This window comes from Asticcacaulis sp. MM231, assembly GCF_964186625.1.
Taxonomy (GTDB): domain Bacteria; phylum Pseudomonadota; class Alphaproteobacteria; order Caulobacterales; family Caulobacteraceae; genus Asticcacaulis.
In genome coordinates, this window is the sequence record NZ_OZ075108.1 from 3,105,219 (window position 1) to 3,131,012 (window position 25,794).

Here is a 25,794-nt window from a genome sequence, read left to right on the forward strand (position 1 = left end):
CGGGTTTCAAGCCATATCGAGCCGGCGCCAATTTGCGACGCCCTGAGGCGCGACAAGACGCCGGACCTGCCCCTTGAGATAGGGGGAAGGCCCGGCGCAAGCGTTTAGAGCGTTCTAGTATTGAGCGCGCCAGCCAATCAGGATGGTTTGCCCCGGGCTTTGGAAGCCCGTCGTCATATTGGTATAGGTATAGTAGCTCTTGAAGCCCTGATTATCGAGGTTGGTCGCGTCGAGCGTAATGCTCTGCTCGATGCCAAAAGCCTTGAATTTATAGGAAGCCGACATATCGATCTGGTGACGGGCTTCACTATTGGCGGCCAGGATAATGTTATTGGCCTGCAACGGCGCTCCTGTAACGACCTCGCTGACCTTCACATAGCTGAGGTGCGCCGAGAAGCCGCCATGCTCATAGTAGCCGGTCAGATTATAGGTGTAGTCCGGGATACCGAAAGCATATTTGGCCGGTGTAACGCTGAAGTGCGTGTAGTTGGTGGTAAAGCCAAGCCCTTCAACCAGGTTATCCAGGGGCTGAACCCAAATCATTTCCTGACCTGTCAGTTTCATAATCTCTGTCAGGTTGGTCGGTTGCGTCATGTTAACGTTCGCGCCAGACACCAGAGACGGATTGGCCAGAGCATCTGCCCAGGTTACGCCGGCATTGAGGGCAAGTCCCTGCTGCTGATTTTCATTCAGGGTTGAATAATCAACACCTAAAGAGGAAAAGGCCACAGAGTTCACCTGATTGAAGGTGAAGTTCTGAATGTCCTTCTTAAAGAAGGTCAGGCCGATATAGCCCGTTTTGCCGGTGTAATACTCACCCCCGATATCGAAATTGTTCGAGTAGAACGGCTTCAGGTTCGGATTGCCCGTATTTCCGGAAGACGCGGAGGTATCAAGGCTGAGCGAAGAGGTCAGCAGCGCAGGGTTCGCCCGGGTCATGGTTTTGGAAGCGGCGAAGCGCAGGTTGACGCTGTCCGTTACATTGGTGACAAAGTTGAACGAAGGCAGGACGTCTTCATAACTGGCTTTGGTGGTCAGATAAACAATATTGCCGCCAATGACCGAAGGCGCCGTGACCTTCTGATCCGTAGACACAAAGCGTGCGCCGAAATTGGACCTGACCGGATAGGAGAAGAGATGGCCGTTATAGGCCGTCATGGCATAGGCGCCCGTGATCGTTTCCTGGATCGTAGCAGCGCCGGCGCCATTATAAGAGCCGCCTGTGGAGGTGTTGCCCTTTCCTTGGATCAAAGAGTCATAGCCAACGGCTTTTGAAATCTTGTCGAAATCTGGGACGACCCACATATTGAAGCCACCACCGGATACATCGCCCGAATATATGGAGCGCGTCATCGGCGTCAGATACTGCGACACCTCCGATTCCGGTATGGCCGCCGCATAGGCGTCCTTCAAGGCCTGCGACAAATCTATAATATTGATATTACGGTGGTAATTATCATAGGCATAGCCACCCTTGAACGTCCAGTCGCCCATCTCCTTGCTGAGATCCAGATGCAGTGCCTTGGTGAAGGCATTGCGCTTGTCACGCTGCATGATCGTCTGCCCGACAAAGGTGCGCCAGCCAATATCCGGGTCATTCAGATCGACATTGGACGTGATGGTCGGGACGTCGTTACCTTCAACATTTTCATAGGTAGCGGTAACATTAGATTGAAAAGGCGTGCGGTATTTCAAGAAGGTCACATCACGTTCGTAGGTCGAACGCATGAACGCCACTTCACCATTCAGCTTCCAGCTATTGCCAAACAGCCATTCAAAGCTACCGTTGGCGCTCCAATAGGCGTTTTTGTCGCGGTAGAAGTTGGATTCCAGGAAGAAGGTCGAATTGGCAAGCGTGGCCGATGTCACAACATCATTCTCGTCGACCTTCATGTTCAGAGGGATCATGCCGCCGTTATAATCATCGCCTGCGCCTGTGCTGCGTAAGGCCAGCATCATATTGGTGCGTTCCGCGTCACGGTCACCGCCGCCACCGAGGATATCGAGGTTGAATTTCAGCGTCTCACTTGGCCGATACTCCAGGGCGATGAGGCCGACCTTGGTTTTCGACGTGCCGTCAAGCAGGGAGGCGCGGCCGAGGCGCGGCATCTTGGCGCCCTTCATAGTGGCTTCCGTCATGCCCGGATTTAAAGCGAGCAGGTCCGCTTCCGTCAAAGTGCCCGGCGTCAGGCCGTTGCCGGTGTAAGCATAGACCGTCTTGCTCCAAGCCCACTGGTTAGAGCCTTCCGGATTGATGAAATTGCCGGACGCATCCTTGGTCACGGCTGGGTCGCAGGCGCCGCAATAGTTGTTGAAGTTGGGATCGCCGAAACCAAGCGTTTCATAGCCGGATGTGTACAGCTTCTTTTCGCTCATCGAAATGCCGGCCAGCACACCGAACTTATCCCACGTCTTGGACCACACGCCCGTTATACGCGGCGAGAACTTTTCCGAATTGACACCATAGCTTTCCTGGATCGCCAGCGCGCCATGTTCGCCTTTACGGTCGAATGGCCGCACGTTCTGCAGGTTCACGGTTCCGGCCACGCCGCCCTCAAGCTCATTGGCGCTGGGCGTCTTGGAGACGTCAACCCGGTTGAAAAGGCCTGTCGGGAAGGAGTCGAGATCGACCTGACGATTGGTCGAACTCGAACCCGATATGCCGTTATCGGTCGCCATGGCGATCCGGTTGCCGTTCATGGTCACCTGGGTAAAATTGGAAGGCAGGGCGCGCACAACGATTTGGGTGCCATCACCGGTAAAGGCGTCGCGCTGCACGATCATGCCCGGCACACGTTGCAGGGCTTCAGCCATGTTCAGGTCAGGGAACTTGCCAATGTCTTCCGAAAAGATCGTTTCCGTAAAATTGGTGGCGTTTTTCTTGGCCTTGGTGGCGTTTTGCAGCGAGCCGCGATAGCCGGTGATGACCACTACGGTATTGTCGTCCGCCGGCGCAGCCTCTTGCCCCGACGACTGGGCGCAGGCCGGCCATACGGCCAGACCGGCCAGAAAGGTCGCCCCTGTCAAAAACGCACGAAAACGCGCGCCACGATGTGTTGGTGAATAGTCCATGATGTTCCCTCTTTTTTTATGTATTTAAACCTGCAGCGCAGACACAAAGGCCGCCGGTCTCATCCGGCCTCAGAGTCGCGTGCCGCCTCTCCCCGAGAAACTGTCGGATAACGGGCCGCCAAAAGCACAGGCATATACGCAAGTCTGTTGCGTATATGGACATAACTAGAAGGTGAATTGGCGCTACGTCAAGTTGGCCTTACCAATTGACGGCGCTAGCTACATTTATGCAACACTGAAACATTGCAACGAGCGCACCAAAGAGCAATGAAAACAATTTCACAGCTGGGAAAATGCTTAAATGCTGATTATATTGGATAAAATATTACAAATTTCCAATAGGCATGTGCACGCCTCCTTGGATCAAGCCTCCGATATTGGTAAGACCTAAACGGAAAACCATATCATTGTAATACTTTTTATGTTTTGGTCTGGCCAAGATAGCGCGAAATTTCCCCCATAGATTGTCAGAACTCACGGCCTACTGACAACGGCCCTGGCCGCCCTGGAGGTTGCAAACGTTGCGTGACACGGCCATCGTGAGAGCCGCCCTTGACCCGCAGAAGGCCGCTCTCAGGCTCAGTACTTTTGCGACAGCGTCACGAACAGGCTGTCACCATATTTGTCGCCCAGCTCAGCCCGATCGGTGTGCGTATAGGTCAGGGACAGGCTTTGCTTGTGCTTGGTCGTGTAGGTCGCGCCCAGCAGCGCCGTGCTGTAATCGACGCTGCCGGCATTGTGGCGGAAGCCGGTGCCGGCCTGAACGCTGAAGTTCGGGCGGATCTTTTGTTCGAGTACGATCTCGGAATAGGTGGCTTCCTTCGCCTTGCCGTAATTATCAGGGCTGTAGGCCAGGGTCAGGCGCGCCGTGGTCATGGCCGCCAGCTTGCGAGATACATTGACTTCGTATTCCATGAAGTCGTTATCGACGCCCGCTTTGGTGCCGTTATACTGCTTATAGATGGCGCGGGCCGTGACATCGTAGCCCTTGATAGCCGTCTTGTAACCGATCAGCGCCTGAACCTGATTATCGACGCCGGTGGACGGATCGCGCATGGACTTGAACAGGGTGCCAACGAAGACCTTGCCATAGGCGAGTTGCGCGCCAGCGATATATTGCGCCTGACCGTCGGTCTGGCTGACGCCACGATAGATCCCGTCCGACAGAAGGGTGATCTGGCCAGAGAGCTTGGGCTGCAGCGCTTCGGCATGGGCCGGCGCGGTGGTTACAGCAAGGAGGGTGACGGCCATAAGAGCGGGCAGGCGAAAGGCTTCGGTGTACGACATGTCGTCTCCGTGGGGTGTAAGTTTATGTTTTTAAGGAAAGAAGCCCCGCCGGAAATGTGGCGAAATCGGCGGGGCTTTAAGTTTCAGAGGCGGGCCGGACTAGTCCGCGCTCTGCTCACCGGCCTGAAGGCCCGGCGTGAGGGTGATGACCTGGGTAACCGGGGCAATGGCGCGCGGCTTGCCATTGAGCGCCGCCTTGAAGACGTCCATATCAATGGCCTTCTCCCAGCGGCTGACGACAACCGTGGCGACGGCGTTGCCGATGAAGTTGGTGATCGAGCGACATTCCGACATGAAGCGGTCAACGCCCAGGATGATCGCCATGCCGGCCACCGGCACGGTGGGGACGACTGACAATGTGGCGGCCAGGGTGATGAAGCCGGCGCCGGTGACGCCCGCCGCGCCCTTGGACGACAACATCGCCACCGAAAGCAGCAGCAACTGTTGCTCAAGTGTCAGGTGGATGTTGGTGGCCTGGGCGATGAAGAGGGCCGCCAGGGTCATATAGATATTGGTGCCGTCGAGATTGAAGGAGTAACCGGTCGGCACGACCAGACCCACGACCGGACGGGCGCAGCCGGCCTTTTCCATTTTTTCCATCAGGCTGGGCAGGGCCAATTCCGACGACGAGGTGCCGAGCACCAGCAGCAGTTCGGCCTTGAGATAGGCGATCAGCTTGAAGATCGAGAAACCATTGAAGGCGGCGACGGCGCCCAGAACCACGACCACGAACAGGGCCGAGGTGAAGTAAAACGTGCCGACAAGCGCCGCCAGGTTCACGACCGAGGCGATGCCATATTTACCGATGGTAAAGGCGAAGGCGCCAAAGGCACCGATGGGGGCGACCTTCATCAGGATATTCACCATGCGAAAGATCGCCTGGCTGACCAATTCGAGCAGGCTGACGATCGGCTTGGCCTTCTCGCCGATCAGGATCAGCGAGATGCCGAAGAGGATGGCGATGAAAAGCACCTGAAGGATATTGCCCTGGGTAAAGGCCGAGACGAAGGTGTCCGGAATAATCCCCATCAGAAAGCCGGTGATCGTGCTCTCATGCGCCTTGGCGGCATATTCGGCCACCTTCTCGTTGTGCAGGGTGGCAGGGTCGATATTCATGCCATGGCCCGGCTGCACCACATTGGCGACGATGAGGCCGATGATCAGGGCCAGGGTCGAGAAGGTGAAGAAATAGGCGAAGGCTTTCCAGGTGACATTGCCGACGCCTTTCAAGCTGCCCATGCCGGCTATGCCGGTCACGATGGTCAGGAAGATCACCGGCGAGATGATCATCTTCACCAGCTTGATGAAGCCATCGCCAAGCGGTTTCAGCGCCTCGCCGGTCTGCGGATAAAAATGCCCGATCAGGGCGCCGGCCGTGATGGCGATGATCACCTGAAGATAGAGGTGGCTGTACCACTTGCCCTTCTTGGTCGCCTCTTCGGGCGCCGGTACGGATGAACTGTAGGCCATGCCTGTCTCCTGTTGCTGAGCGGCAAGCCCTTAAAAGGATGATGCCGCGCTTCCTCGCCCTGGCGCTTTTCTGATGACGCCTCTGACCTTCGATATTCGCGGCAACACCCACCTCAAACAATGGAAAATTTCGCCACACGTAGGCATTTGTTTTTATTTGATAAACTGCGAAACCAGCCAATAGCTTGCAAAAATTTGTATTGATATCCACACACAGACATGGCTTATTTGTGTGGATTTTCACACAGCGGAGATCGCGATCTTGGAACCGCCGACTCTCGTCAAGGCCTTGCTGCGTTTGTCACGCCGCAAGCTTGCGCTCTTGAGCCTTAGCGTCCTCATTGGGCTCGCTCTGGTCGTCGCGGCCTATCATATCGCCTACGATCGCGCACTTGATGGCCTGACCCAGGACGTCCGGACATCGGCGCAACTGCGCGTCTCGGCGCTGCAAAGCGAGATTGACAAACAACGCGCTGTCCCGGCGGTCCTGGCCTCTGACAGTGACGTGAAAGCAGCCCTACAACAGCCGACACGCTCGGGCCTTGATCTTATCTCGGCCAAGCTGGAGAGCCTGCGTCACGAAACCCATGGCGCCGTCATCTATCTGCTCGACCGGCACGGCGTCGCCGTCGCCGCCAGCAACTGGAACCGGCCCGAAAGCTTTGTCGGCTCGGCCTACGGCTTTCGCCGCTATTTCAGCGATGCCGTCCGCAAGACCGAAGCGGCCGAATTCGCCCTGGGCACGGTCAGCCACCGTCCCGGCCTGTTCCTGTCGCACAGCGTCGTGACGGAGGGCCGACTGATCGGCGTCGTCGTGGTCAAGCTGGAGTTCGATAGCCTTGAATCCGACTGGGCCCGCCTCAAGGATACGGCCTTCGTGACCGATAACCGCCATCTGGTCATCATCACGGCGCGGGACAACTGGCGGTTCAAAAGCCCACCGGCCGCGCCTCCTGATCAGATCAGCCTCGCGCTCGACGTCAAGGGCATGACCGGCTGGCAGCTTCACCTCTATCGCTCTGCCGCAGCGGCCCGCCAAGCCGGTCTGGCCGCTGCGGCGATTCTGCTGCTCATTGAAGTCTTGCTGGCGGGCACGATTCTGTGGGCGTGGCGGCGACGCGAAAATCTGCGCCTCAAGGCTCAGTCCGATCAGGCCTATCTGACGCGTCTGGAGCGCGATGTCGGCGATCGCACCCACGCGCTGCGCTATGCCAATGACAAGCTCTCCGAAGAGATCGAGGAACGGCGCAACGCCCAGACACGGCTTAACGAACTGCAGGCCGATCTGGTTCAGGCCAACAAGCTGGCGCAGCTCGGCCAGATCACCGCCGGCGTGGCGCACGAAATCAACCAGCCGCTGGCGACCATCCGGGTTCTGGCCGATAACGCCCTGAGCGGTCTGAAACCGGCCGCCATCCAGACGAATCTGGAGACGATCGTGCGCATGAGCGAGCGCATCGGTCATATCACCGGCGAGTTGCGCGCCTTCTCGCGCAAGGCCACGGGCGAAAGCGAACCCACCTCGGTCAGCGAGGCGGTCGAGGGCTCGATCCTGCTCACGCACAGCCGGCTTAAATCGCACAAGGTCCGCTTTCAGCGCCCCAAAATCGACGCGGGTCTTAAGGTCTGGGGCGAACGCGTGCGGCTGGAGCAGGTGCTCGTCAACCTGTTGCAGAACGCCTTTGAAGCGGTCGAGAGCGTTGCCAGTCCAACCGTTACCCTGCGCCTTGAGGATCAGGGCGACACCCTGCGCCTGATCATCGAGGACAATGGCCCCGGCCTGCCGGAAACCATCCGGAAGGCGCTGTTCATCCCCTTCAAGACCACCAAACCGAAGGGGCTGGGCCTGGGCCTCGTCATCGCCCGCGACATCGTCTCCGATTTCGGCGGCGAGCTGATGGCCGATAGCGACGTGGCGCACGGCGCGCGCTTTATAGTTTCGCTGCGCAAGGTTTCGCCATGACCGCCGCCACGATCCTGTTTATCGACGATGATGACGATCTGCGCGCCGCACACGTGCAGGGGCTCGAACTGGCCGGCTTCACCCTCCGGTCTTTCGCCGGCGGACACGACGCGCTGAAAGGCCTCACGCCTGACTTCGCCGGCGTCGTGGTGACCGATGTGCGGATGCCCGGCATGGACGGTTTCGAGGTCTTCAAACGTATTCAGGCCATCGACGACACCATTCCGGTCGTGCTGATCACCGGGCATGGCGATGTGCCGATGGCCGTCAGGGCGTTGAAAGACGGCGCCTACGACTTCCTCACCAAGCCCTTCGCCATGGATACGCTGAGCGCGGCCCTGCGCCGCGCGCTTGAAGCGCGCCGTCTGATCCTGGAAAACCGCCAGCTTCGCGCGCTCTATACCGCCGCCGGAGACGACGAGGACCGCCTCTTGGGTGAGAGCTCCGTCATGCAGCACCTGCGCCAGACGATCGCGCAGATCGCCGCGGCCGATGTCGATATCCTGATCGCGGGCGAAACCGGGGTCGGCAAGGAACGGGTGGCGCGCACCATCCACCGCCAGAGCGATCGCCGGCACAAGCCCTTCATTCAGGTCAATTGCGCGGTGATGCCGGATTCGATCTTCGCTGCCGAGCTCTTCGGCGTCGACTCGGGCGCACGGCTCGAAGCCGGCGCGCCCTTGTCACGCCGCAGTGTGGGCAAGATTGAAAAGGCCCAGAAGGGCACGCTCTTTCTCGATGATATCGAAGGCCTGAGCCTGCCGCTCCAAGCCAAGTTGCTGCGCGTCGTCGAAGCGCGCGAACTGTGGGTTCTGGGCGCCGATGAACCGAGGCCGGTTGAGTTGCGCATCATCGCCTCAAGCCGCAGCGATCTCAGTCAGGCGATGGAGGCCGGCGCCTTCCGGGCCGACCTCTATTACCGCCTGAGCGGGGTGACCCTCAAAGTGCCACCGCTCAGAAACCGCAAGGACGACATTCTCTTGCTGTTCCAGCACTGTCTTGTCGCTGCGTCCGCCCGCCTCAAACGCTCCGCTCCGCCCCTAACCGCCGAGCTCAGCCGACATCTGCAGGCGCACGACTGGCCGGGCAATGTGCGCGAACTTGAACAATATGCCGAACGCTACGCCCTGGGGCTTGAGGTGGCCACAGCGGCCGAGTTGGATTCCTTCGATGGCGATCAGGGCTTGTCAGCGCGTGTCGCCGCCTTCGAAGCCGCGCTGCTGCGCGAAACGCTTTCTGGCTGTCAGGGCAGCGCTGCCGAAGCCATGAAGCGCCTCAAGCTGCCGCGCAAAACCTTTTACGACAAGCTCAACCGCTACAGGATTGATATCCGGGCGTTCCGGTAAGGAAACAAAGCTGCCGAAACAGCCGCCGCATTGTTATTTTACAAGCCGGCAGCGCATGACTGAAACGGCGTCGTGCCTGGCACGGCCGATCAAAGTTTCAGGAGACGATCATGGTAGATGCAGCAGATATTCATGAACATGCGGACGTTATCGGCGCCGATGGCGTTCATGTCGGCACGGTGGACCGCGTTGAAGGCCATCGCATCAAGCTTAAAAAGCTTGAGGTGGAAAGCAATGCGCGCAAGGGCCATCACCACTTCATCGACCTTGGGCTTGTCGCCGACATAGAAGGCGATCAGGTGCGGCTGTCGGCCAATGCCGATGTCGCTGTGACGCTTGAGGAAGAAGAAGACGGCGATGGTGTCTGACGTGCGGCGTCAAACGGCATTCTGATGCCTTAGAGCGTGTTCCGATCTGATTGAATCTGATCGGTGCTCTAATTTTTTGTTTTGACGCGCTTTTTTATCCGAAAAGTGCGTCACACTTTTCGGAAAGCGCTCTAGCGCACGTCATGAGCCGGTGCCGTGAAAACGCCTTTAGTGGCGCTCACGCACCGGTGCATCGTCTGCGTCAAGGCTCATAGCCCGCACCAGTTCGAGGATCTTGCGGCGGCGCAGAGCGCCCTTGATGCGCGGAAAGGCCTCGGCCAGTTCGATACCCTCACCGGTAGCCAGGAAATCATGGACCGAGCGTTCCGATGCCGATTCCATGAAGGGCTCGCCGTTGCTGCCGGGTACAAAGCCTTCGTAAAAGAAGCTCACCGGCACTTTCAGGAAGAGCGCCATTTCATACAGCTTCGATGCGCTGATGCGGTTGGCGCCGCGCTCATATTTTTGCACCTGCTGAAATGTCAGGCCGATCGACTTGGCCAGAGCTTCCTGCGTCAGGCCGAGGGACTTGCGGCGGGAACGCACCCGCATGCCGACATGGAGATCGACGGGGTTGATATCTTTTACTTCAGTTGACATACGCTTTAGCCTTACTCCAGTTCGTCGCGATACCCATCAACACGCCGCGAGACTTAAGCAAGCATACGCACGTTTCAGGCGATTGGATTTTCACTTAAACACGCTGTGAGTTTCTTTTTTGAACTTACAGCCTTTACATGCCAAAATCCAGTACGTCGCCAAAGATAATAGGACGAATCAGGCTGCCGTCATCTCATGTGCCTCGACAGAGTCGACGGTCCAGCTCGAACTGGTTCCCCGGCACCGCATCAGGAACTGATCGCCATTTTGCCACGGACGGCAGATCGCGCGCGACCCCTTGATATCCAGATAGAGCCCGGTGATGTCGAAGCGCTCTACCACGGCCTCGACATTTCGGTTCTCAAGCCTCAACTGAAGACGATCGCCGCGGTGAAGTCTGCCGCCCTGAACGCAAAAAGTGGTCCCTACAGCGAGATTTTCACACTGACTTGAAGCTGAAAGTTGCATGGTTTCCTCCATATTTTGTCCATAAAATATGAGAAAAAACGCATTAAAAAGCCATGTGGTTCGGCATGCCCGCCGAACACGGTCGATCACTTTCGCGGCAAACTGTCGATGATATCGGCCAGCGCGACGAGGCACGACACGCCAAGCGCCCGCGAACGTTCGATCGACCAGCCGCGTAAGCTGTCGGGCGCATCGTCGTGATCCTTGAACGGCATTTCCAGCGTCATGGCGATGGCGTTGAAACGCTCCGCCACGGCATTGGTCGAGACCTTCAGATTGGCCGCACCGGGGGGGGGAATATCGTAACCATAGGTCGTCTGGAAATCGGACGTGCGGGCTTTCAGGCGGTCGAGATAGGATGCGTAGAGCGCGCCGCGCGCCTCGGTCCACGACGGCGTGCCCTCGAAACCCGCCATGAAAACGTGCGGGATAGCCTCGTCGCCATGCACATCGATGGCGAAATCGACGCCGCTGGTATCCATAGCCTTGAGCACATAGAGAATTTCGGGGCTACGCTCCGGCGTGGGGCCGGCCCATTCGCGGTTGAGATCGGTGCCGACCGCATTGGTGCGCAGATGGCCGCGCGCGCTGCCATCGGGGTTCATATTGGGTACGATGTAGAAGGTGGCCGCCTCGCGCAGCTTCACTGCCACGGGATCATCACCGGTCAGGAAGGCGATGGTGCCCTCCATCCACCATTCGGCCATGGTTTCGCCGGGATGCTGACGGGCATAGAGCCAGACGCGCTTCATGCCCGTGCCGAGGGTGAAAAGATCGAAGTCGCGGCCATCCAGCGTCTGGCCTAGCACGGTGTGCGACACGCCTTCTTTGGCGGCGATTTCGGCCACGAAAGCGCGGTGGCGTTCGCTTTGAAACGGTGCGAAATAGGCGAACCATACCGTATCGGTCAGGGGCGTGTGGCGGATGGTCAGCACGCCATCGGCATAAGCGGTTTCGGTCTGGAGCCAGTCGGCATGATCGCTGCTGACGCGCGCGCGGTAGTTTTCCCAGCCGCCGGTATAGGCCGAGCCGCCGGCATTGGTGAGGCGCAGCTCCAGCGGCACGCCGGCGGCGCCATCAACGCGAAAATGGAACCACTGGTAATAGTGCGAACCGTTATCCGGCCGTATCGCCAGATCCCAACTGGCGCCCTCGCCGCTTAAAACCTCGATATTGCCCCCATCGAAATCGGACGTGATGCTGATGGCCATGATCAGGCTCCCTTGGCGGCGATAACCGCTCCGTGATAGGTGCCAGCGATGAAATCACGCACCTTTTGCGACGTCAGGGCCTCGGCCAGCGCCGTGATGCGGACGTCGTCCTTGTTGTCCGGACGGGCGACGAGATAGTTGAGATAGGGGCTGTCCGGCCCTTCGATGATCAGGGCATCCTTTTGCGGATCGAGCTTGGCGTCAAGCGCGTAGTTGGTGTTGATCAGGGCCATATCGACCTCGCCCAGCACGCGCGGCAGCGACGGCGATTCCAGTTCCTTGAAGACGAAGGTCTTCGGATTGGCGACGATATCCTTTGGCGTGGCGGCGATATCGTTGGGGTCTTTCAGCGTGATCAGGCCGTTCTTGTGCAGCAGGATGAGGGCGCGGCCGGTATTGGTCGGGTCGTTCGGCAGGGCAATGACCGCGCCATTTTTCAGGTCGGCGATGGCCTTGACCTTGCGCGAATAGGCGCCAAACGGCTCGACATGGACGCCCACGATCGGCAGCAGATGGGTGCCGTGCTCGGAATTGAAGGCCTGAAGATACGGCAGGGTCTGGAAATAGTTGGCGTCGATCAGCTTTTGCTCAACCTGCATATTGGGCTGGACGTAATCATTGAACACCTTGATCTGCAGGTCGATGCCCTTGGCGGCCAGATCGGGCTGCACCGCTTTCAGGATTTCAGCGTGCGGCACGGCGGTGGCGGCCACGGTCAGGACATTGGCCTTCGCAGCGGGTTTGGCGCAGGCCGAAACCGCCAGGGCCGACAACACGAACAGACGACGAGACAACATTGTAATATCCTTACTTTCTATGGAAACGCGCCACCAGCGCATCTCCCAACATTTGCAGCCCCTGCACCAGCACCACGATCAGCGCGACCGTGACCACCATGACATCGGTCTGGAATCTTTGATAGCCATAACGCACGGCCAGATCGCCCAGGCCGCCGGCCCCGACCACGCCGGCCATGGCGGTATAGGACACCAGCGCGATGGCGGTCATGGTGATGGCGGCGATCAGGCCGGGCATGGCTTCGGGCAGCAGGGTATGGACGATGATCTGGCGCTTGCTGGCCCCTAAGGCCTGCGTGGCCTCGACCACGGCGTGCTCAACCTCGCGCAGAGCGGTTTCGACCAGACGCGCGAAAAAGGGCGCCGCCCCCAGAACGAGCGGCGGAATGGCGCCACGGACGCCCAGCGAGGTGCCGACCAGGGCCAGGGTCACCGGAATAAGCAGGATGAACAGGATGACGAACGGGATGGAGCGCAGCACATTGACGATCAGGCTAAGCACGCCATAGGTGAAGCGGTTGGGCGCCAGGCCGGTCGGCGAGGTCACCGACAGCCATACCCCGACCGGCAGACCGAGGATAACGCTCAAAACCAGAGAGCCCAGCAGCATGGCGACGGTTTCCCAGCTCGCCAGCGCGATTTCACCACCGTCTATATGGCTGAAAAACTGCACGAAATCACTCATATCAGGCCCTCCACGCGCACGCCGCGCGTTTTCAGGCGCTCGATCACCAGGGCACGATCCGTGCCCGTGATATCGACGATCAGATGGCCATAGGGCACGGATTTCAGTTCGGACACCTGCCCGGCCAGAATACTGAAACGGACATCGGCGCCTTGCGTGGCGGCGCTCAGGGCATCGCCCGTCACCACCTCACCGAAATAGGTCAGGCGCAGGCGGGTATCGGCCGCGCCGGAGATCGACGGCGCATGCGGCAGAAGGTGTCTGCCAAGCGCGCGCGCCGCATCGCTGACCGGATCGAACAACACCTGCGCCACGGTCCCTACCTCGGCGAGCCGGCCCTCTTCGAGCACGGCGACGCGGTCGCAGATCTGGCGCACCACGTTCATTTCGTGCGTCACGATGACGACGGTCAGGCCAAGATCGCGGTTGAGTTCGGCCAGCAGGGCCAGCACGCCCTGCGTCGCTTCGGGATCGAGCGCGCTGGTCGGTTCGTCGCACAACAGGATATCCGGCGCATTGGCCAGCGCGCGGGCGATGGCGACGCGCTGCTTCTGGCCGCCGGAAAGCTGCGACGGGTACTTGTCGGCGTGATCGCTCAGGCCCACCCGCGCCAGCAGATCATCGACGCGCTGATGGTCGGCGTCGGTCAGGCTTTTTTTGGCCAGTTTCAGGGCGAACAGCACGTTCTGGCGGGCGGTTTTCGATGACAGCAGCCCGAACGCCTGAAAGATCATACCGAGCTTATGACGCACCGCCGACAACTGCGCCGCTTTCAGCTTGCCGATATCGACGCCATTGACCTCGACCGTACCGCGCGTCGGCGTCTCCAGCCGGTTGATCAGGCGCACCAGGGTTGACTTGCCCGAACCCGACGGTCCGATGATGCCGAAGACCTCACCCAACTCGATGCCGAGCGAGACGCCGGACAGGGCATCCTGCGTCCGCCCCTTCAGGGCAAACCGCTTGGAAACATCATGGAACCGGATCAGAGACAAGGCACACCTAAAGAAAACTTGGACGGTTGGGTTTAGCGATCTGACCCCGCGAGGTAAAGCGACTTTTGAAAGCGCTTTTAAATGTCAGACAATAAACTTGACCGGGCGTGAGCGCCGTCTATGCTGCGCGCATAAAAACAATATCGGGATGAGATCATGGTTCGCTTGTCACGTCGTCAGGCCATCGCCGCCGGCACAGCGCTTAGCGCTTTAGGTGCAATCAAGGCACAGGCGCAAAGCAAGAACGCTCAGGTCACGCCATTTCCACTGACGGCGGTGCGGCTGAAAGCCTCGATCTTCGAAACCGCCAGCGAGGCCAACAAGAGCTACCTGCTGGCGCTTGAGCCTGACCGCCTGCTGCACAATTTCTATCTGTTCGCCGGCTTGCCGACCAAGGGCGAGGTCTATGGCGGCTGGGAAGCGCGCGGCATCGCCGGCCACAGCCTCGGCCACTATATGAGCGCCTGTTCCCTGATGTACGCCCAGACCGGTGATGCGGCTCTGAAACAGCGCGCCGACTATATCATCGCCGCCCTGCTCGTCATTCAGGCGAAGAACGGTGACGGCTATGCCGGCGGCACGACGGTGGACCGCGACGGCAAGACGGTCGATGGCAAGATCATCTATGAGGAACTGCGCAAGGGCGATATCCGCACGGCCGGTTTCGATCTCAACGGCGGCTGGGTGCCGATCTACACCTACCACAAGGTATTCGCCGGCGTGCTCGATACCCATGCCCTGTGCGGCAATGCCGACGCCCTGAAGGTGGCGATCGGGCTGGCCGATTATCTCGGCACGATTTTCGAGACTTTAAGCGACGATCAGGTCCAGACCGTCCTGATGGCCGAACACGGCGGCATCAACGACACCTATGCCCAGCTTTACGCCCGCACGCAGGACAAACGCTGGCTGAAACTGGCCGAGCGCATCCGCCACAAGGCCGTGCTCGATCCGATCACCGAGGGCCGCGATGAACTGGCCGGCAAGCACGCCAACACCCAGATTCCCAAGGTCATCGGTCTGGCGCGCCTCTACGAACTGACCGGCGAACCTAAGCACGCCAAGGCGGCCATGTTCTTCTGGGAGACGGTGACAAAAGACCACTCCTATGTCATCGGCGGCAATTCCAATTTCGAGCACTTTGGCGAACCGCGCATGCTGGCCAACCGCCTGGGTCAGCAGACCTGCGAGGCCTGCAACACCTACAACATGCTGAAACTGAGCCGCCATCTCTATGGCTGGAGCGGCGACAAGCGCTATTTCGACTTTTTCGAGCGCGCTCATCTCAACCACATCATGTCGCAGCAGGACCCGGCCACCGGCATGGTGTCCTACTTCTCACCCCTGGCCTCAGGCTATGGCCGCAAGCATTCGACGCCGGACAACGACTTCTGGTGCTGCGTCGGCTCCGGCATGGAAAGCCACGCCAAGCACGGTGAGAGCATCTACTGGCAACAGGGCGACCGCATCCTGATCAACCTCTATTACGCCTCGACGCTCGACGCGGCGGATCAGGGCGTGAAGATCGATATGGAGACGGCCTTCCCTTATGAGGACATGGTGCGCCTGCGCGTTTCCGGCACACCGAAAAAGCCGGTGAGCCTGGGTCTTCGGGTGCCGGACTGGTGCGCCGCACCGGTGCTGACGCGCAATGGCGTGGCGGTGACCGCCCCGGCGAAAAACGGCTATCTGCTGCTCGATGGCCTGAAAGCCGGCGACAGCCTCACCCTGAAACTGCCGATGACCATCCGCAGCGATGCCATGCCGGATGACGCCAACCTGATCGCCTTCCTCAACGGCCCGCTGGTGCTGGCCGCCGATCTCGGCCCGGTCAGCGCGCCATGGAGCGGTATCGATCCGGTGATCATCGCCGACAGCGAGCACGATATCCTGCGGCCGGCGCTGGAAGGCGCGGCCCAGAGCTTTACCCCCGGCGACAAGGGCTATCCCGCCCCCCTCACCTTGCGTCCCTATTTCGATCAGCACCACAACCGCACCGCGGTCTATTTCCGCCGCTTTGGCGTGGTGGAATGGCCGGTGGCCGAGGCCGCCTACCGCGAGGAAGCCCGCGCCAAGGCCGACAAGGAAGCCCGCACGGTTGATGTCATCCGGCTTGGCGAACAACAGCCGGAGAAGGATCATAATTTCGACGGCACCGACGCCACCAGTGTCATCACGCACATCAACACGCGCGGCCGCATGGTCAATGGCTATTTCCAGTTCGACATGCGCGTCCAGCCGGGGCCGCAGACGCTTTACGTCACCTATAACGGCGCCGATCGTAACCGCGACATCCGCATCCTGATCGACGGCCAGCCGTTCGCCATCGAAAAGCTCGAAGGCGCGCCGACCTCAGCGCTCCAGATCAAGACCTATGCCCTGCCGGAAGCCCTGACCAAGGGGAAAACCAGAGTGCGTCTGCGCTTCGATGTGCCTGACAATAAGTGGCAATGGACGACGGTCTATGAGTGCCGCATCCTGAAAGCGGGCGGTACAGCGGTTTAGGGGAGCCCCGCCCCCCTTCAAAGTCAGGCGCGCCGACGTCCCCCTACTGGAAGACGGTGGCGTTCAAACGTCACCGTCTGGCTGTCTCCGGCGACAAGATCGACATCGGCGACGTTACGCTTCCCTTTTGAGGGAGAGACGACTCGCGAACGCGCAGGACCACAAGCGCAGCCAGCGTGTAGCGGTCGAACCTTCAGCTCATCAGGCCCTGGCTGCGGGCGAAATTGACGAAAAGCTGCGGCCAGATATGGTAGGGCTGGTCGAGATCGGGCTTCATGCCAAAGCCATGACCGCCCCGCGCGAACAGGTGGGTTTCGACCATAATCCCCTTGGCTTTCAGCGCATCGCGGAAGACCGTCGTATTGGCCACCGGCACGGTCGTGTCGTCTTCGGCATGGGTCAGGAAAACCGGCGGGGTCCGGGCGTCGATATTGTGATCCGGCGCATAACGGGCGATCTGTTCAGCCGTGGCGGGGCCGCCAAAAAGCGAAGGCGCTGTGCCATCATAGGCAATGGCCGGGTCCAGCGACTGCACCGGATAGATGGGTGCGGCCAGAGACGGGCGAGCGTCGAGCGCATCGGCGTCATCAACGGGCGCGTAAAGCGCTTGCGCGTGGCGCGTCGCCAGCGAGGCGGTGATGAAGCCGCCGGCGCTGAAGCCGATCACGCCGACGCGCTTGGGATCGAGTTTATACTGCGCAGCATGTTTGCGGATCAGACGCATGGCGCGCTGGGCGTCGATCGTGGCGACATCGGCCTTGTTGTCCCAGCCATCATTGGCCAGCCGGTAAAACAGCACGAAACAGGTGATGCCCTGCTGGTTGAGATAATCGGCGAGCGCATAGCCTTCATGATCGAAATAGTTCCACCAAAAGCCGCCGCCGGGGATGATCAGCATGGCACCACCCGTGGGATTGGCAGCCGGAAAAACCGCCATGCGCGGTTTTGTTATGCCCTGCACGCGGCGGAACTTGATCGCAGGATCGGTCGAGGTTTCCTCAACGACTTCCTTCATATCGGGATGAACCTGCCCGGCGACGCCCTTCGGCCACAGGTCGATGGTGGTGGTCGGTGCCGGCCAGCCGGGCACCACCTTGGCCGTATCGGGTGCGGCGGTCTGGGCAGCGGCGGCCGTAGCGGTCAGCGCCAGGGGAGCAAGCAAGAGCGAACGGCGAAACTTATCCATATGATCTCTCAATAACCCTCAATGATGTGGCGAAAATGGATGGTTTTTGAGCATCGCCGCGGAGCGTACTTAAGTACGTGAGCAGCGAAGCGCAGAAAAGTGTCCATTTGCAGACCATCAGTGGGGCGTTATTCCCATCAGGTTACGAAGCGACTCCTTTGATGCCCCCGACCCGGCGAAATCGTCAAAGGCTTTTTCGGTGACGCGGATGATGTGATCGCGGATAAAGGGTGCGCCTTCGCGGGCGCCATCCTCCGGATGCTTCAGGCAGCACTCCCATTCCAATACAGCCCAGCCTTCGTAATTATACTGCGCCAGCTTGGAGAAAATGCCCTTGAAATCGACCTGGCCGTCACCGAGCGAACGGAAGCGGCCCGGGCGATCCACCCAGCTCTGATAGCCACCATAAACACCTGAGCGGCCATTGGGATTGAACTCGGCATCCTTGACGTGGAACATCTTGATGCGTTCGTGGTAGATGTCGATATAGCTCAGATAATCAAGCTGTTGCAGCACAAAATGGCTGGGATCGAACAGGATGTTGGCGCGTTTATGCCCGCCAACTTCATCAAGAAAACGTTCGAAGGTCGCGCCATCGTGCAGATCCTCGCCGGGGTGGATCTCATAGCAGCAATCGACGCCGGCGTCCTCGAAGGCATTGAGGATCGGCTTCCAGCGCCGGCCAAGTTCGGCAAAGGCTTCCTCCACCAGACCGGCGGGGCGCTGCGGCCACGGATAGAGATAGGGCCAGGCCAGCGCGCCGGAAAAGGTGGCGTGCGCTTTAAGGCCGAGACGCTGCGAGGCTTTCGCTGCCAGCTTGACCTGCTCGACCGCCCAGGCCTGACGCTCCTTCGGTTTGCCATGCAGGGCTAAGGGCGCGAAACCATCGAACAGGCTGTCATAGGCCGGATGGACGGCGACCAACTGGCCTTGCAGATGGGTCGAAAGCTCGGTCACCGACAGGCCGTACTTGCCCAGCATACCGGTGATCTCATCGGCATAGGTCTGGCTTTGCGCGCACTTTTCCAGATCGAAAATCGCCGGTGACGAGGTCGGAATCTGCAAGCCCTTGTAGCCGAGGCCCGACGCCCACTGCGCCATGCTTTCCAGCTTGTTGAATGGGGCGGTGTCGCCGAGGAATTGCGCCAGGAAAATACCCGGTCCTTTGAGGGTCTTCACAGCAGGGTCTCCCAGCTTTTGTTGCGACTTGAGGTGATGGCGGTCTCGATAAAGGCCATGCCGCGCACGCCGTCTTCGATGCCGGGCACGATCGAGGCCTCCCCCGTCGTGACCTGATGAGCGAAATCGCTGTAGAGCGTGGCAAAGGCTTCGAGATAGCCCTCCGGATGGCCGGCGGGTACGCGCGCGCCGTAAGACACATAGGGCGTGCCGGCGTGCAGGATTTGCGTCGGGGCGTCGTGCCAATTGAGCGTCAGGGTGTTGGGCGTTTCTTGGCTCCAGTCGAGCCCGCCCTTCTCGCCATAGACACGCAGGCGCAGGCCATTGCGATCCCCGGCAGCGATCTGCGACGCCACCAGCACGCCGCGGGTGCCCTTATTGTAGCGCAGCAACACGTTGCAGTCGTCGTCAAGCGTGCGTCCCGGCACCACGATACTGAGATCGGCGCTCAAACTTTCCACATGCGCGCCACTGACGAATTCGCTCAGGTGAAAGGCATGGACGCCGATATCGGCGATGCAGCCGCCAAGGCCCGACTGGCGCGGATCGGCCCGCCAGTCTGCCTGTTTTGAATGCACGTCCTGCGACAGCCAGCCCTGGCTGTACTCGACCACGATCTTGCGGATCTGGCCGAGCTTGCCTTCGGCGATCAGTTTTCTGGCCTCACGCACCAGCGGATAACCGCTGTAGGTATAGGTCAGGGCATAGTGCTTGCCGGTGGCCCGCACCACATCGCGCAGGCGCAGGGCTTCTTCGAGATTGAGCGTCGCCGGCTTGTCGCACAGCACATGAAAACCCGCCTCCAGCGCCGCTTTGGCGACCGGGAAGTGGGTGTCGTTGGGGGTGACGATCGACAGGACGTCGATGCGGTCCGGGCGGCGCGCCTCTTCGCTGAGCAGGGCCTGCCACGAGGGATAGACGCGATCGGGCGCGAGGCCGTAGCCCTCGCCCGCCTGACGGTTTTTACCCGCGTCGCGGCTGAAAGCGCCGGCGGTCAGGGCCAGCCGGTCATCGAGCCGTGCCGCCATCAGGTGCACCGGCCCGATAAACGCGCCGGGCCCGCCGCCGATCATGCCGAGTTTGAGTTTGGTCACAGGTATCGTCTCAACTTTTCTTGTTATGATTTTAATGGTCGCCGATGACGACCGGTTTGTAGCCGCCACGGCGCCGGAACCACAGCACCATGCAAAGGAAGATGACGAAGGTCAGGACCGGCAGCAGGGCCACCTCTTTCAAAGCGTCCTTCTTGGCGCCGGTTGACAGGCCATCGAGCACCGCCTTGTCGGCTTCGGGGGCAGCCGCCACCTTGGCCTCGTCGAGCGCCTTGTACTTGCCAAAGACGCTGACCTTTTCCTGCGTCAGATAGGTCTCGGTCAGGGCGCTCTGGTGCTGGGCATCGTGACGCTTCAAGCCTTCGCGGGTCGAATTGTCCTGCGCAGCCCCCAGCAGCACCGAGCCGACAATCCCCGCCGCCAGCATACCGCCACCGGCCAGCATGTTGATCGCCACCGCGCCGCCCTTTGGGAACTGCTCCGAAGCGACGCCGAGCGAGGTGCCCCAGAAGAAGCTCTTGCCGATGCCGTAGAAGGTGGCCGCCGCCAGGATCATGCCACCGGTCGCGCCCGCCATCAGGAAGAGGCCGGCCGCCGCCAGCGCCGAGGCCATAGCCAGAACACCGAGCGGATTAAGCCACTTGATGAGCGGGCCAGCGAAGATGCGGATCACAAAGACGAGCGCCGAGGTATAGATCAGCACCCAGCCGGCCTGCAGTCCGAGCTTGGCCATTTCCGGGGCCATCAGCGAGGAAATCCAGCTATCGGTCGAGAGTTCAGTGACCGCCAGCGGCATCATCAGCAGCACCAGCAGGATATAGAGCGGCCGGCCCGGTGCGCGTGAGAAGAAGGCATAGATCAACGCCAGCACCACCGCCCCGCCCATGGATATGAGCGTACTGAGGCCAAAGACGCGCCCGACTTCGAGCATGATCAGGGCAGCGAGGATAAAGGCCGAGATAAAGCCCGCCTCGCCCAGCATGGTGCGATAATCGACGCCGGACGCGACGCGCTCCGACACCGGGAATTTGCGGCCGATCAGCAGCACCGTATAGACCAGCACCGGAATGATCATCAGGCCGACCTTCACGCGCCAGTCAAAGCCGCCGATATTGTCCAGTCCCATGGCCAGCAGGCCACCGAGGATCATGCCGCCCGGCCAGGCGGCGTGCAGGCGGTTCAGCCATTTCGACTTGTCGTGGCTGAACAGCGTGGCGATCAAAGGATTGGCCGCGGCTTCGACCGCGCCATTGCCCAGCGCCATGATGAAGGTGCCGGCGTAGAGCGACCAGTAACCCGTGGCGGTAAAGAGCAGGCCTAAGCCGACGATATGACAGATGGCGGCGAACCACAGGGTCAGGCGGAAGCCGATCTTGTCGATGAATAGCGACAAGAGCACGATGGTGATCGAGAACGGCCACAGGCCGACACCGAGCAACTCGCCCTTCTGGGTTTCCGACAGGGCGAAATCAACGCCCCAGTTATCGATAACCAGCGCGCGCAGGATGAAACAGAAGGAGGTGGCGGTGATGGCGGCGAACGAGGTGGCGAACAGCCAGCCATTCCCCGTCTGCCGCGCCGTAGCTGTAGACGTATCCATGAAAACCCCTGTCTTTGGCCGATCGCGGAGAGCCATCCCTGCCCCGGCCTTTTTAATGTTTGTCGTGAGACTATTGGTAATCGATTACAATCGACTTGGGAAGAGGCTAGTTTTAGCACACCCTTTCGTGCTCAAGCCTAAAAAAAGGCGGGACCATAAGCCCCGCCTCTTCCATCTTACATAGGACCGCCGCCAGGGCCGCCCCAGCCGCCACCAGGGCCACCCGGTCCGCGTGGCCCGTTCCAGCGCTGCTGATCGCCGTCCTTCTGGGTGCTCGGGCCGCCCAGCGTATAGCTGAGGCCCACCATAAACACCTGACCTTGCAGGCTGCGATAGGATTCGCTGTGGATGCTGTCGGTATCCACCACGGTGCGGAACTTGGCCGTGCGGAACGGGTCCTGCACGGTCACGACCAGCGCCGCCTTGGGCGTATACTGATGGCGATAGGACATATTGCCCATGCCGAACGGGCCGGTATAGCCCTGGCCGGTCAGTTGCTTGCCGCGACCGAAATAGCTGATCTGGAAGCGATCCTTGGTCGTGGCATTATAGTCCATGCTGACACGGCCGCTCAAGGTGGTGGCTTCCTGCTCACCCGTGGTCGGCGTGGTCAGCTTGTTCCAGGCCAGGTTGGCATTGACGCGCACACTGATCTTGTCGGACAGCTTGCCGTCGAAATTGCCTTCGAGGCCGCCGGCTTCACCCGAACCGAGATTGCGCTTGGTGGTCAGCAATACCGGCGTATCGCTCGGATTGGCCACCGGCAGGAAGTAGCTGTAGCTGGTGATGCTGTCTTCGGTTTTGCGGTAATAGGCGCGGATCTGATAATTGACCTTGCCGCTCTTTTCATAGCCCGCCTCAAACGAGTCCGTTTCCGCCGGCTTCAGGTCGGTGTTACCGGCCGAAACGTTCTGCGGATCCTGATAGGTCTGGAACGGATTCAAGTCCTGCGGACTTGGGCGCTGCAGGCGATGCGAATAGGAGAAGCGCAGCTTGGTCGTGTCGTTCAGCGTATAGGTGGCGAAGGCGCTCGGATTGAACTTGGTGTAGCTGATATGACTGGTGGTATCATCGGCCGTACCGGGAACGCCGAAATTCTGCGTGTCGAGATCGAGCGCCTCGGCGCGCAAACCGCCCATGACGATCCACTTTTCACCTATCGGCGTCTGCCAGGTCATATAGGCGGCGCTGATCGTTTGTTTATAGGCGAAGCTGTTGGTCAATCGGTCGTTGTCTGTGGCAGGCACGCCCAATACATCAGGCCCCGTCGCCGTATTATTAAAGCTGTTGTCATCCTGGGTGATCTGGAAACCGGTGGTCATTTGCGCGCCACCGAATGGCCGCACATAATCGACCGTCAGAACGGCATTGTGGAAATCACTCTGTACCTTGCGGGTTTCGCGTGTTGTGTCCGAACCATCGGTCGGATAGTTCAAGGCATCGGTTGCCGTATTGCCGGTCGAACGGCCCAGCCGCAGATCGGTTTTGAGTGTCTCGCCGGTCAGATCGCCGGTGTGATCCCAGCGCACGCCAAAGCTGAAGTCATCGCGCGGGCCGGTCACCGCCGAATGACGGGTGTAGCCACTGGTGAGGTCGCCATCCGCATTATAAAGCGCGTAGGTGTCGTCGCTGGTATTGTCCATCTCGCGGCGCGAATAGCTGGTCTGCGCACCGATCTGATCCTTGTCGGACAGGTTATAGTCGATACCGGCATTGGCCGAAATGTTGTCGTTCTTGCCTTCCGAGGCGCCGACTTGCTCCGTCGTCGATAGGGGATCGCCATTGGCGTCGAGGCGTGACTGGACCGAGCCCGAACGGCTGGGACGCACATCGTGGCGGATGTTAAGGCCGCCGCTGATGGTGTATTTACCGCTGTTGCGCGCGCCGTTGATCGAGGCGTTGTAGCGCCCGTCACCGACATTGGCGTTGAAGGCGCCGGTGTTGCCGGGCTTGCGGTTCTTGCGCATCACCAGATTGATAATGCCGCCGGAGCCTTCGGAGGAAAACTGCGCACCAGGATTGGTCATCACCTCGACCGAGTCGATATCGCCCGACGACATGGATTGCAATGCGCCGGCGCGGTTATCGCCCTGCATCATCACCGACGGCTTGCCGTCGATATAGACCTGCACATTGGAATTGCCACGCAGGGTGACATTGCCCGTCGGGTCGACATTGACCGACGGCACCTTGTTGAGCGCGTCCGCCGCCGTGCCGGTGGCGCTGTCGATATCCTTGGTGTTGTCATAGACCTGACGGTCAATCTTGTTCTGCGGCTTCTTTCCCGTCACGGTCACCGTCGTGGTCGGATCGGCGGGCGGCTCCGCCGCCTGAGCTGGGGCAGCCGCTGGCGGCGCTTCCTGCGCCAGCGATTGTGTCACGCCGGACACATATCCGCCGAGGATAAGGACACCCAGGCCGGTGGTTGTGAAAAACGTCTTACGCATGGCGCTTTGCCCCAAAATAATCGCAGGAAATCCGTCGCATACAGGCATTGGCAACCTTTTACACGACAGCTAGGTGCCTTTCTAACGACCTTGTCAGACAATTCCGTCGCCCTTTTTATACAACGTCGTTATAAAATCGGGACGTGACTTTCAGGACACACGCGCCCCGGCAGGTCAATCGGACATGGCATTGGCCAGATCGTTGAGGATGGCGCGTAATTGCGACATGCGCTCGGGCCCGATCCTGGCGCTATAGTGTGCCTCGGCATCAAGGCTCAGTTCGACCAGGGCTTCCCAGACCGCGCGGCCGCGATCCGTCAGAACCGCCAGCTTGGCGCGGGCGTCACTCGGATCGGGCGCTATGGTGACATAGCCCAGATCCGTCAGGTTGGCGGTGAGATAGGCCATGCTCTGCTTGGTCATGTCGGCCCGCTCGGCCAGGTCGGAAACGCGCGATCCCTCAGGCTTGATATAGCGGAAAACGCTGGAATGGGCCGGGCGGACATCGCTGAAACCGCGTTCGGCAAGGGCTGCATAGACCTTCGTCTGTAAGGCTTCGTAGGGCTTACGCAACAAGGCGCCCAGAGTAACGCGGGCTTCGGAAATAGTGGTATTGTTCATTTTTCCGCTTATGCCATGTTGACAGTCCATCTGTCTATATGTATTTGGACAGTCATTCTGTCTATATTCATATGTCTGAGGAGACTTAAACGTGATGACCCTGACACCCGCCGAGATCAACCTGGCCGTCGTCAACGCCCATATGCAGGGCGAAGCAAGCGATCCGGCTTCGATCATGAACCTGTATGCCGACGGTATCGTGCTCGACATGCCCTGCCGCGACATGCGCCTGACCGATCTGAAAGACATTGAAAACAATTACCGCGCCCTGTTCGGCGCCATTGAAATTCTGTCGATGCAGCCGCTCGATCGCTTCGCCACCCATGATCGCGTGGTCGATGACTGCATCGTGCAGTTCACCGTCACCGGCAAGGGCTACGCCAAGCTGCCCTATCCGGTGGGCGCCATCATCGAGCTGCGCCTGCTGCACGTTTTCCACATGAGGGACGGCAAGATCGCCCGCGAAAACGTTTTTGAAGCCTGGAAACCCATTCAATAGGAGCCTGATCCATGACCTCCGCATGGTTTCTGCGCTTCGGCGTCATCTTCGCCCTCATCGGCATCGCGCTTGGCATCTACATGGGCAAGGCGCATGACTTCACCCTGACGACGGTCCACGCCCATATCAATCTCGTCGGCTGGGTATCGTTCTTTCTGGCCGGCCTGTTCTATGCGGTCAGACCCGCCGCCGACAACAGACTGGCTGTGGCCCATATCGCCGCTGCCCTGCCGGGCATGATCTCGCTCACCACCGGCATCTTCGGATCAGTGACAGGTCAGGCTTGGGGACCGCCAGTAGCCATTCTCGGCGCGTTTCTGGTGCTGGCGGGCTTTCTTCTGTTGACCATCAATGTCTTCCGCCATGGCGAGGGTCCGCGTCAGGCATAAAAAACGCGGCAGAGTGTCCCCTGCCGCGTTCAATAAGGATAGCCGAAGCGCTAC

At 59.9% G+C, this 25,794-nt stretch carries 21 protein-coding genes; 6 read left to right on the plus strand and 15 right to left on the minus strand.

All coding sequences use genetic code 11. The features are described 5' to 3' along the window. Window positions 1-114: 114 nt before the first annotated feature. From ABQ278_RS15195 to ABQ278_RS15205, 3 genes are all read right to left on the minus strand, one after another. On the minus strand, window positions 115-3,072 hold the full coding sequence (locus tag ABQ278_RS15195; RefSeq protein ID WP_349320331.1) for a TonB-dependent receptor: 2,958 nt from the start codon (window positions 3,070-3,072) through the stop codon (window positions 115-117). Window positions 3,073-3,651: 579 nt separating this feature from the next. Further along, the gene (locus ABQ278_RS15200) at window positions 3,652-4,359 is read right to left on the minus strand and encodes a TorF family putative porin (protein ID WP_349320332.1); all 708 of its coding nucleotides are present in this window, start codon (window positions 4,357-4,359) and stop codon (window positions 3,652-3,654) included. Between the two features lie 99 nt (window positions 4,360-4,458). Beyond that, window positions 4,459-5,829, minus strand: a complete 1,371-nt coding sequence (locus ABQ278_RS15205) for a dicarboxylate/amino acid:cation symporter (RefSeq protein ID WP_349320333.1) — start codon at window positions 5,827-5,829, stop codon at window positions 4,459-4,461. 262 nt (window positions 5,830-6,091) lie between these two features. On the opposite strand from ABQ278_RS15205, the gene ABQ278_RS15210 reads away from it, so the two are divergent. The 3 genes from ABQ278_RS15210 (at window position 6,092) to ABQ278_RS15220 (ending at window position 9,506) form a co-directional block, all read left to right on the plus strand. Beyond that, complete coding sequence (locus ABQ278_RS15210) at window positions 6,092-7,792, plus strand: ATP-binding protein (RefSeq protein WP_349320334.1); 1,701 nt, start codon at window positions 6,092-6,094, stop codon at window positions 7,790-7,792. After that, complete coding sequence (locus ABQ278_RS15215; protein WP_349320335.1) at window positions 7,789-9,138, plus strand: sigma-54 dependent transcriptional regulator; 1,350 nt, start codon at window positions 7,789-7,791, stop codon at window positions 9,136-9,138. The genes ABQ278_RS15210 and ABQ278_RS15215 overlap by 4 nt, the downstream gene beginning before the upstream one ends. A 110-nt stretch (window positions 9,139-9,248) precedes the next feature. Further along, complete coding sequence (locus ABQ278_RS15220; RefSeq protein WP_349320336.1) at window positions 9,249-9,506, plus strand: DUF2171 domain-containing protein; 258 nt, start codon at window positions 9,249-9,251, stop codon at window positions 9,504-9,506. A gap of 168 nt (window positions 9,507-9,674) precedes the next feature. Here the strand turns inward: ABQ278_RS15220 and ABQ278_RS15225 are convergent, their stop codons facing one another. The 6 genes from ABQ278_RS15225 to ABQ278_RS15250 all read right to left on the minus strand — a co-directional run bounded on the left by ABQ278_RS15225 (window position 9,675) and on the right by ABQ278_RS15250 (window position 14,256). Next, window positions 9,675-10,106 carry a helix-turn-helix transcriptional regulator gene (locus ABQ278_RS15225; RefSeq protein ID WP_349320337.1) on the minus strand — a complete coding sequence of 144 codons (432 nt, stop codon included), beginning with the start codon at window positions 10,104-10,106 and terminating at the stop codon, window positions 9,675-9,677. Window positions 10,107-10,283: 177 nt separating this feature from the next. Further along, a complete protein-coding gene (locus ABQ278_RS15230) occupies window positions 10,284-10,574 on the minus strand; it encodes a hypothetical protein (RefSeq protein ID WP_349320338.1) in 291 nt (96 codons plus the stop codon). Window positions 10,575-10,660: 86 nt separating this feature from the next. Continuing rightward, complete coding sequence (locus ABQ278_RS15235) at window positions 10,661-11,785, minus strand: M14-type cytosolic carboxypeptidase (protein ID WP_349320339.1); 1,125 nt, start codon at window positions 11,783-11,785, stop codon at window positions 10,661-10,663. Between the two features lie 2 nt (window positions 11,786-11,787). Further along, window positions 11,788-12,582, minus strand: a complete 795-nt coding sequence (locus ABQ278_RS15240; protein WP_349320340.1) for a MetQ/NlpA family ABC transporter substrate-binding protein — start codon at window positions 12,580-12,582, stop codon at window positions 11,788-11,790. A gap of 10 nt (window positions 12,583-12,592) precedes the next feature. After that, window positions 12,593-13,267: a methionine ABC transporter permease gene (locus ABQ278_RS15245; RefSeq protein ID WP_349320341.1), complete on the minus strand. Its 675-nt coding sequence runs from the start codon at window positions 13,265-13,267 to the stop codon at window positions 12,593-12,595. Next, window positions 13,264-14,256, minus strand: coding sequence for an ATP-binding cassette domain-containing protein (locus ABQ278_RS15250; RefSeq protein WP_349322179.1), 993 nt, complete (start codon window positions 14,254-14,256; stop codon window positions 13,264-13,266). Before ABQ278_RS15250 ends, ABQ278_RS15245 begins: the two co-directional genes overlap by 4 nt. Window positions 14,257-14,418: 162 nt before the next feature. On the opposite strand from ABQ278_RS15250, the gene ABQ278_RS15255 reads away from it, so the two are divergent. Beyond that, complete coding sequence (locus ABQ278_RS15255) at window positions 14,419-16,767, plus strand: glycoside hydrolase family 127 protein (protein WP_349320342.1); 2,349 nt, start codon at window positions 14,419-14,421, stop codon at window positions 16,765-16,767. 193 nt (window positions 16,768-16,960) lie between these two features. On the opposite strand, the gene ABQ278_RS15260 is transcribed toward ABQ278_RS15255, so the two are convergent. The 6 genes from ABQ278_RS15260 to ABQ278_RS15285 form a co-directional block, all read right to left on the minus strand. Continuing rightward, window positions 16,961-17,953: an alpha/beta hydrolase gene (locus ABQ278_RS15260; RefSeq protein ID WP_349320343.1), complete on the minus strand. Its 993-nt coding sequence runs from the start codon at window positions 17,951-17,953 to the stop codon at window positions 16,961-16,963. 117 nt (window positions 17,954-18,070) lie between these two features. After that, window positions 18,071-19,132 (minus strand): sugar phosphate isomerase/epimerase, encoded by a 1,062-nt coding sequence (locus ABQ278_RS15265; protein WP_349320344.1) that lies wholly within the window; start codon window positions 19,130-19,132, stop codon window positions 18,071-18,073. Then, a complete protein-coding gene (locus ABQ278_RS15270) occupies window positions 19,129-20,226 on the minus strand; it encodes a Gfo/Idh/MocA family oxidoreductase (protein ID WP_349320345.1) in 1,098 nt (365 codons plus the stop codon). Before ABQ278_RS15270 ends, ABQ278_RS15265 begins: the two co-directional genes overlap by 4 nt. A 31-nt stretch (window positions 20,227-20,257) precedes the next feature. Then, window positions 20,258-21,784 carry an MFS transporter gene (locus tag ABQ278_RS15275; RefSeq protein WP_349320346.1) on the minus strand — a complete coding sequence of 509 codons (1,527 nt, stop codon included), beginning with the start codon at window positions 21,782-21,784 and terminating at the stop codon, window positions 20,258-20,260. 176 nt (window positions 21,785-21,960) lie between these two features. Further along, window positions 21,961-24,231, minus strand: a complete 2,271-nt coding sequence (locus ABQ278_RS15280; RefSeq protein WP_349320347.1) for an outer membrane beta-barrel family protein — start codon at window positions 24,229-24,231, stop codon at window positions 21,961-21,963. A gap of 174 nt (window positions 24,232-24,405) precedes the next feature. Beyond that, on the minus strand, window positions 24,406-24,852 hold the full coding sequence (locus ABQ278_RS15285; protein ID WP_349320348.1) for a MarR family winged helix-turn-helix transcriptional regulator: 447 nt from the start codon (window positions 24,850-24,852) through the stop codon (window positions 24,406-24,408). A gap of 94 nt (window positions 24,853-24,946) precedes the next feature. Here ABQ278_RS15285 and ABQ278_RS15290 point away from each other — a divergent pair, with 94 nt between their 5' ends. After that, window positions 24,947-25,351, plus strand: coding sequence for a nuclear transport factor 2 family protein (locus ABQ278_RS15290; protein WP_349320349.1), 405 nt, complete (start codon window positions 24,947-24,949; stop codon window positions 25,349-25,351). Window positions 25,352-25,362: 11 nt separating this feature from the next. After that, on the plus strand, window positions 25,363-25,740 hold the full coding sequence (locus ABQ278_RS15295) for a hypothetical protein (RefSeq protein WP_349320350.1): 378 nt from the start codon (window positions 25,363-25,365) through the stop codon (window positions 25,738-25,740). Window positions 25,741-25,794: the final 54 nt, after the last annotated feature.

Coding starts and splice junctions, on each gene's coding strand:
- ABQ278_RS15260 (WP_349320343.1), bottom strand. CDS start 17,953: ATGGATAAGTTTCGCCGTTCGCTCTTGCTTGCTCCCCTGGCGCTGACC.
- ABQ278_RS15295 (WP_349320350.1), top strand. CDS start 25,363: ATGACCTCCGCATGGTTTCTGCGCTTCGGCGTCATCTTCGCCCTCATC.
- ABQ278_RS15195 (WP_349320331.1), bottom strand. CDS start 3,072: ATGGACTATTCACCAACACATCGTGGCGCGCGTTTTCGTGCGTTTTTG.
- ABQ278_RS15220 (WP_349320336.1), top strand. CDS start 9,249: ATGGTAGATGCAGCAGATATTCATGAACATGCGGACGTTATCGGCGCC.
- ABQ278_RS15215 (WP_349320335.1), top strand. CDS start 7,789: ATGACCGCCGCCACGATCCTGTTTATCGACGATGATGACGATCTGCGC.
- ABQ278_RS15285 (WP_349320348.1), bottom strand. CDS start 24,852: ATGAACAATACCACTATTTCCGAAGCCCGCGTTACTCTGGGCGCCTTG.
- ABQ278_RS15200 (WP_349320332.1), bottom strand. CDS start 4,359: ATGTCGTACACCGAAGCCTTTCGCCTGCCCGCTCTTATGGCCGTCACC.
- ABQ278_RS15225 (WP_349320337.1), bottom strand. CDS start 10,106: ATGTCAACTGAAGTAAAAGATATCAACCCCGTCGATCTCCATGTCGGC.
- ABQ278_RS15280 (WP_349320347.1), bottom strand. CDS start 24,231: ATGCGTAAGACGTTTTTCACAACCACCGGCCTGGGTGTCCTTATCCTC.
- ABQ278_RS15240 (WP_349320340.1), bottom strand. CDS start 12,582: ATGTTGTCTCGTCGTCTGTTCGTGTTGTCGGCCCTGGCGGTTTCGGCC.
- ABQ278_RS15275 (WP_349320346.1), bottom strand. CDS start 21,784: ATGGATACGTCTACAGCTACGGCGCGGCAGACGGGGAATGGCTGGCTG.
- ABQ278_RS15205 (WP_349320333.1), bottom strand. CDS start 5,829: ATGGCCTACAGTTCATCCGTACCGGCGCCCGAAGAGGCGACCAAGAAG.
- ABQ278_RS15230 (WP_349320338.1), bottom strand. CDS start 10,574: ATGCAACTTTCAGCTTCAAGTCAGTGTGAAAATCTCGCTGTAGGGACC.
- ABQ278_RS15255 (WP_349320342.1), top strand. CDS start 14,419: ATGGTTCGCTTGTCACGTCGTCAGGCCATCGCCGCCGGCACAGCGCTT.
- ABQ278_RS15235 (WP_349320339.1), bottom strand. CDS start 11,785: ATGGCCATCAGCATCACGTCCGATTTCGATGGGGGCAATATCGAGGTT.
- ABQ278_RS15290 (WP_349320349.1), top strand. CDS start 24,947: ATGACCCTGACACCCGCCGAGATCAACCTGGCCGTCGTCAACGCCCAT.
- ABQ278_RS15245 (WP_349320341.1), bottom strand. CDS start 13,267: ATGAGTGATTTCGTGCAGTTTTTCAGCCATATAGACGGTGGTGAAATC.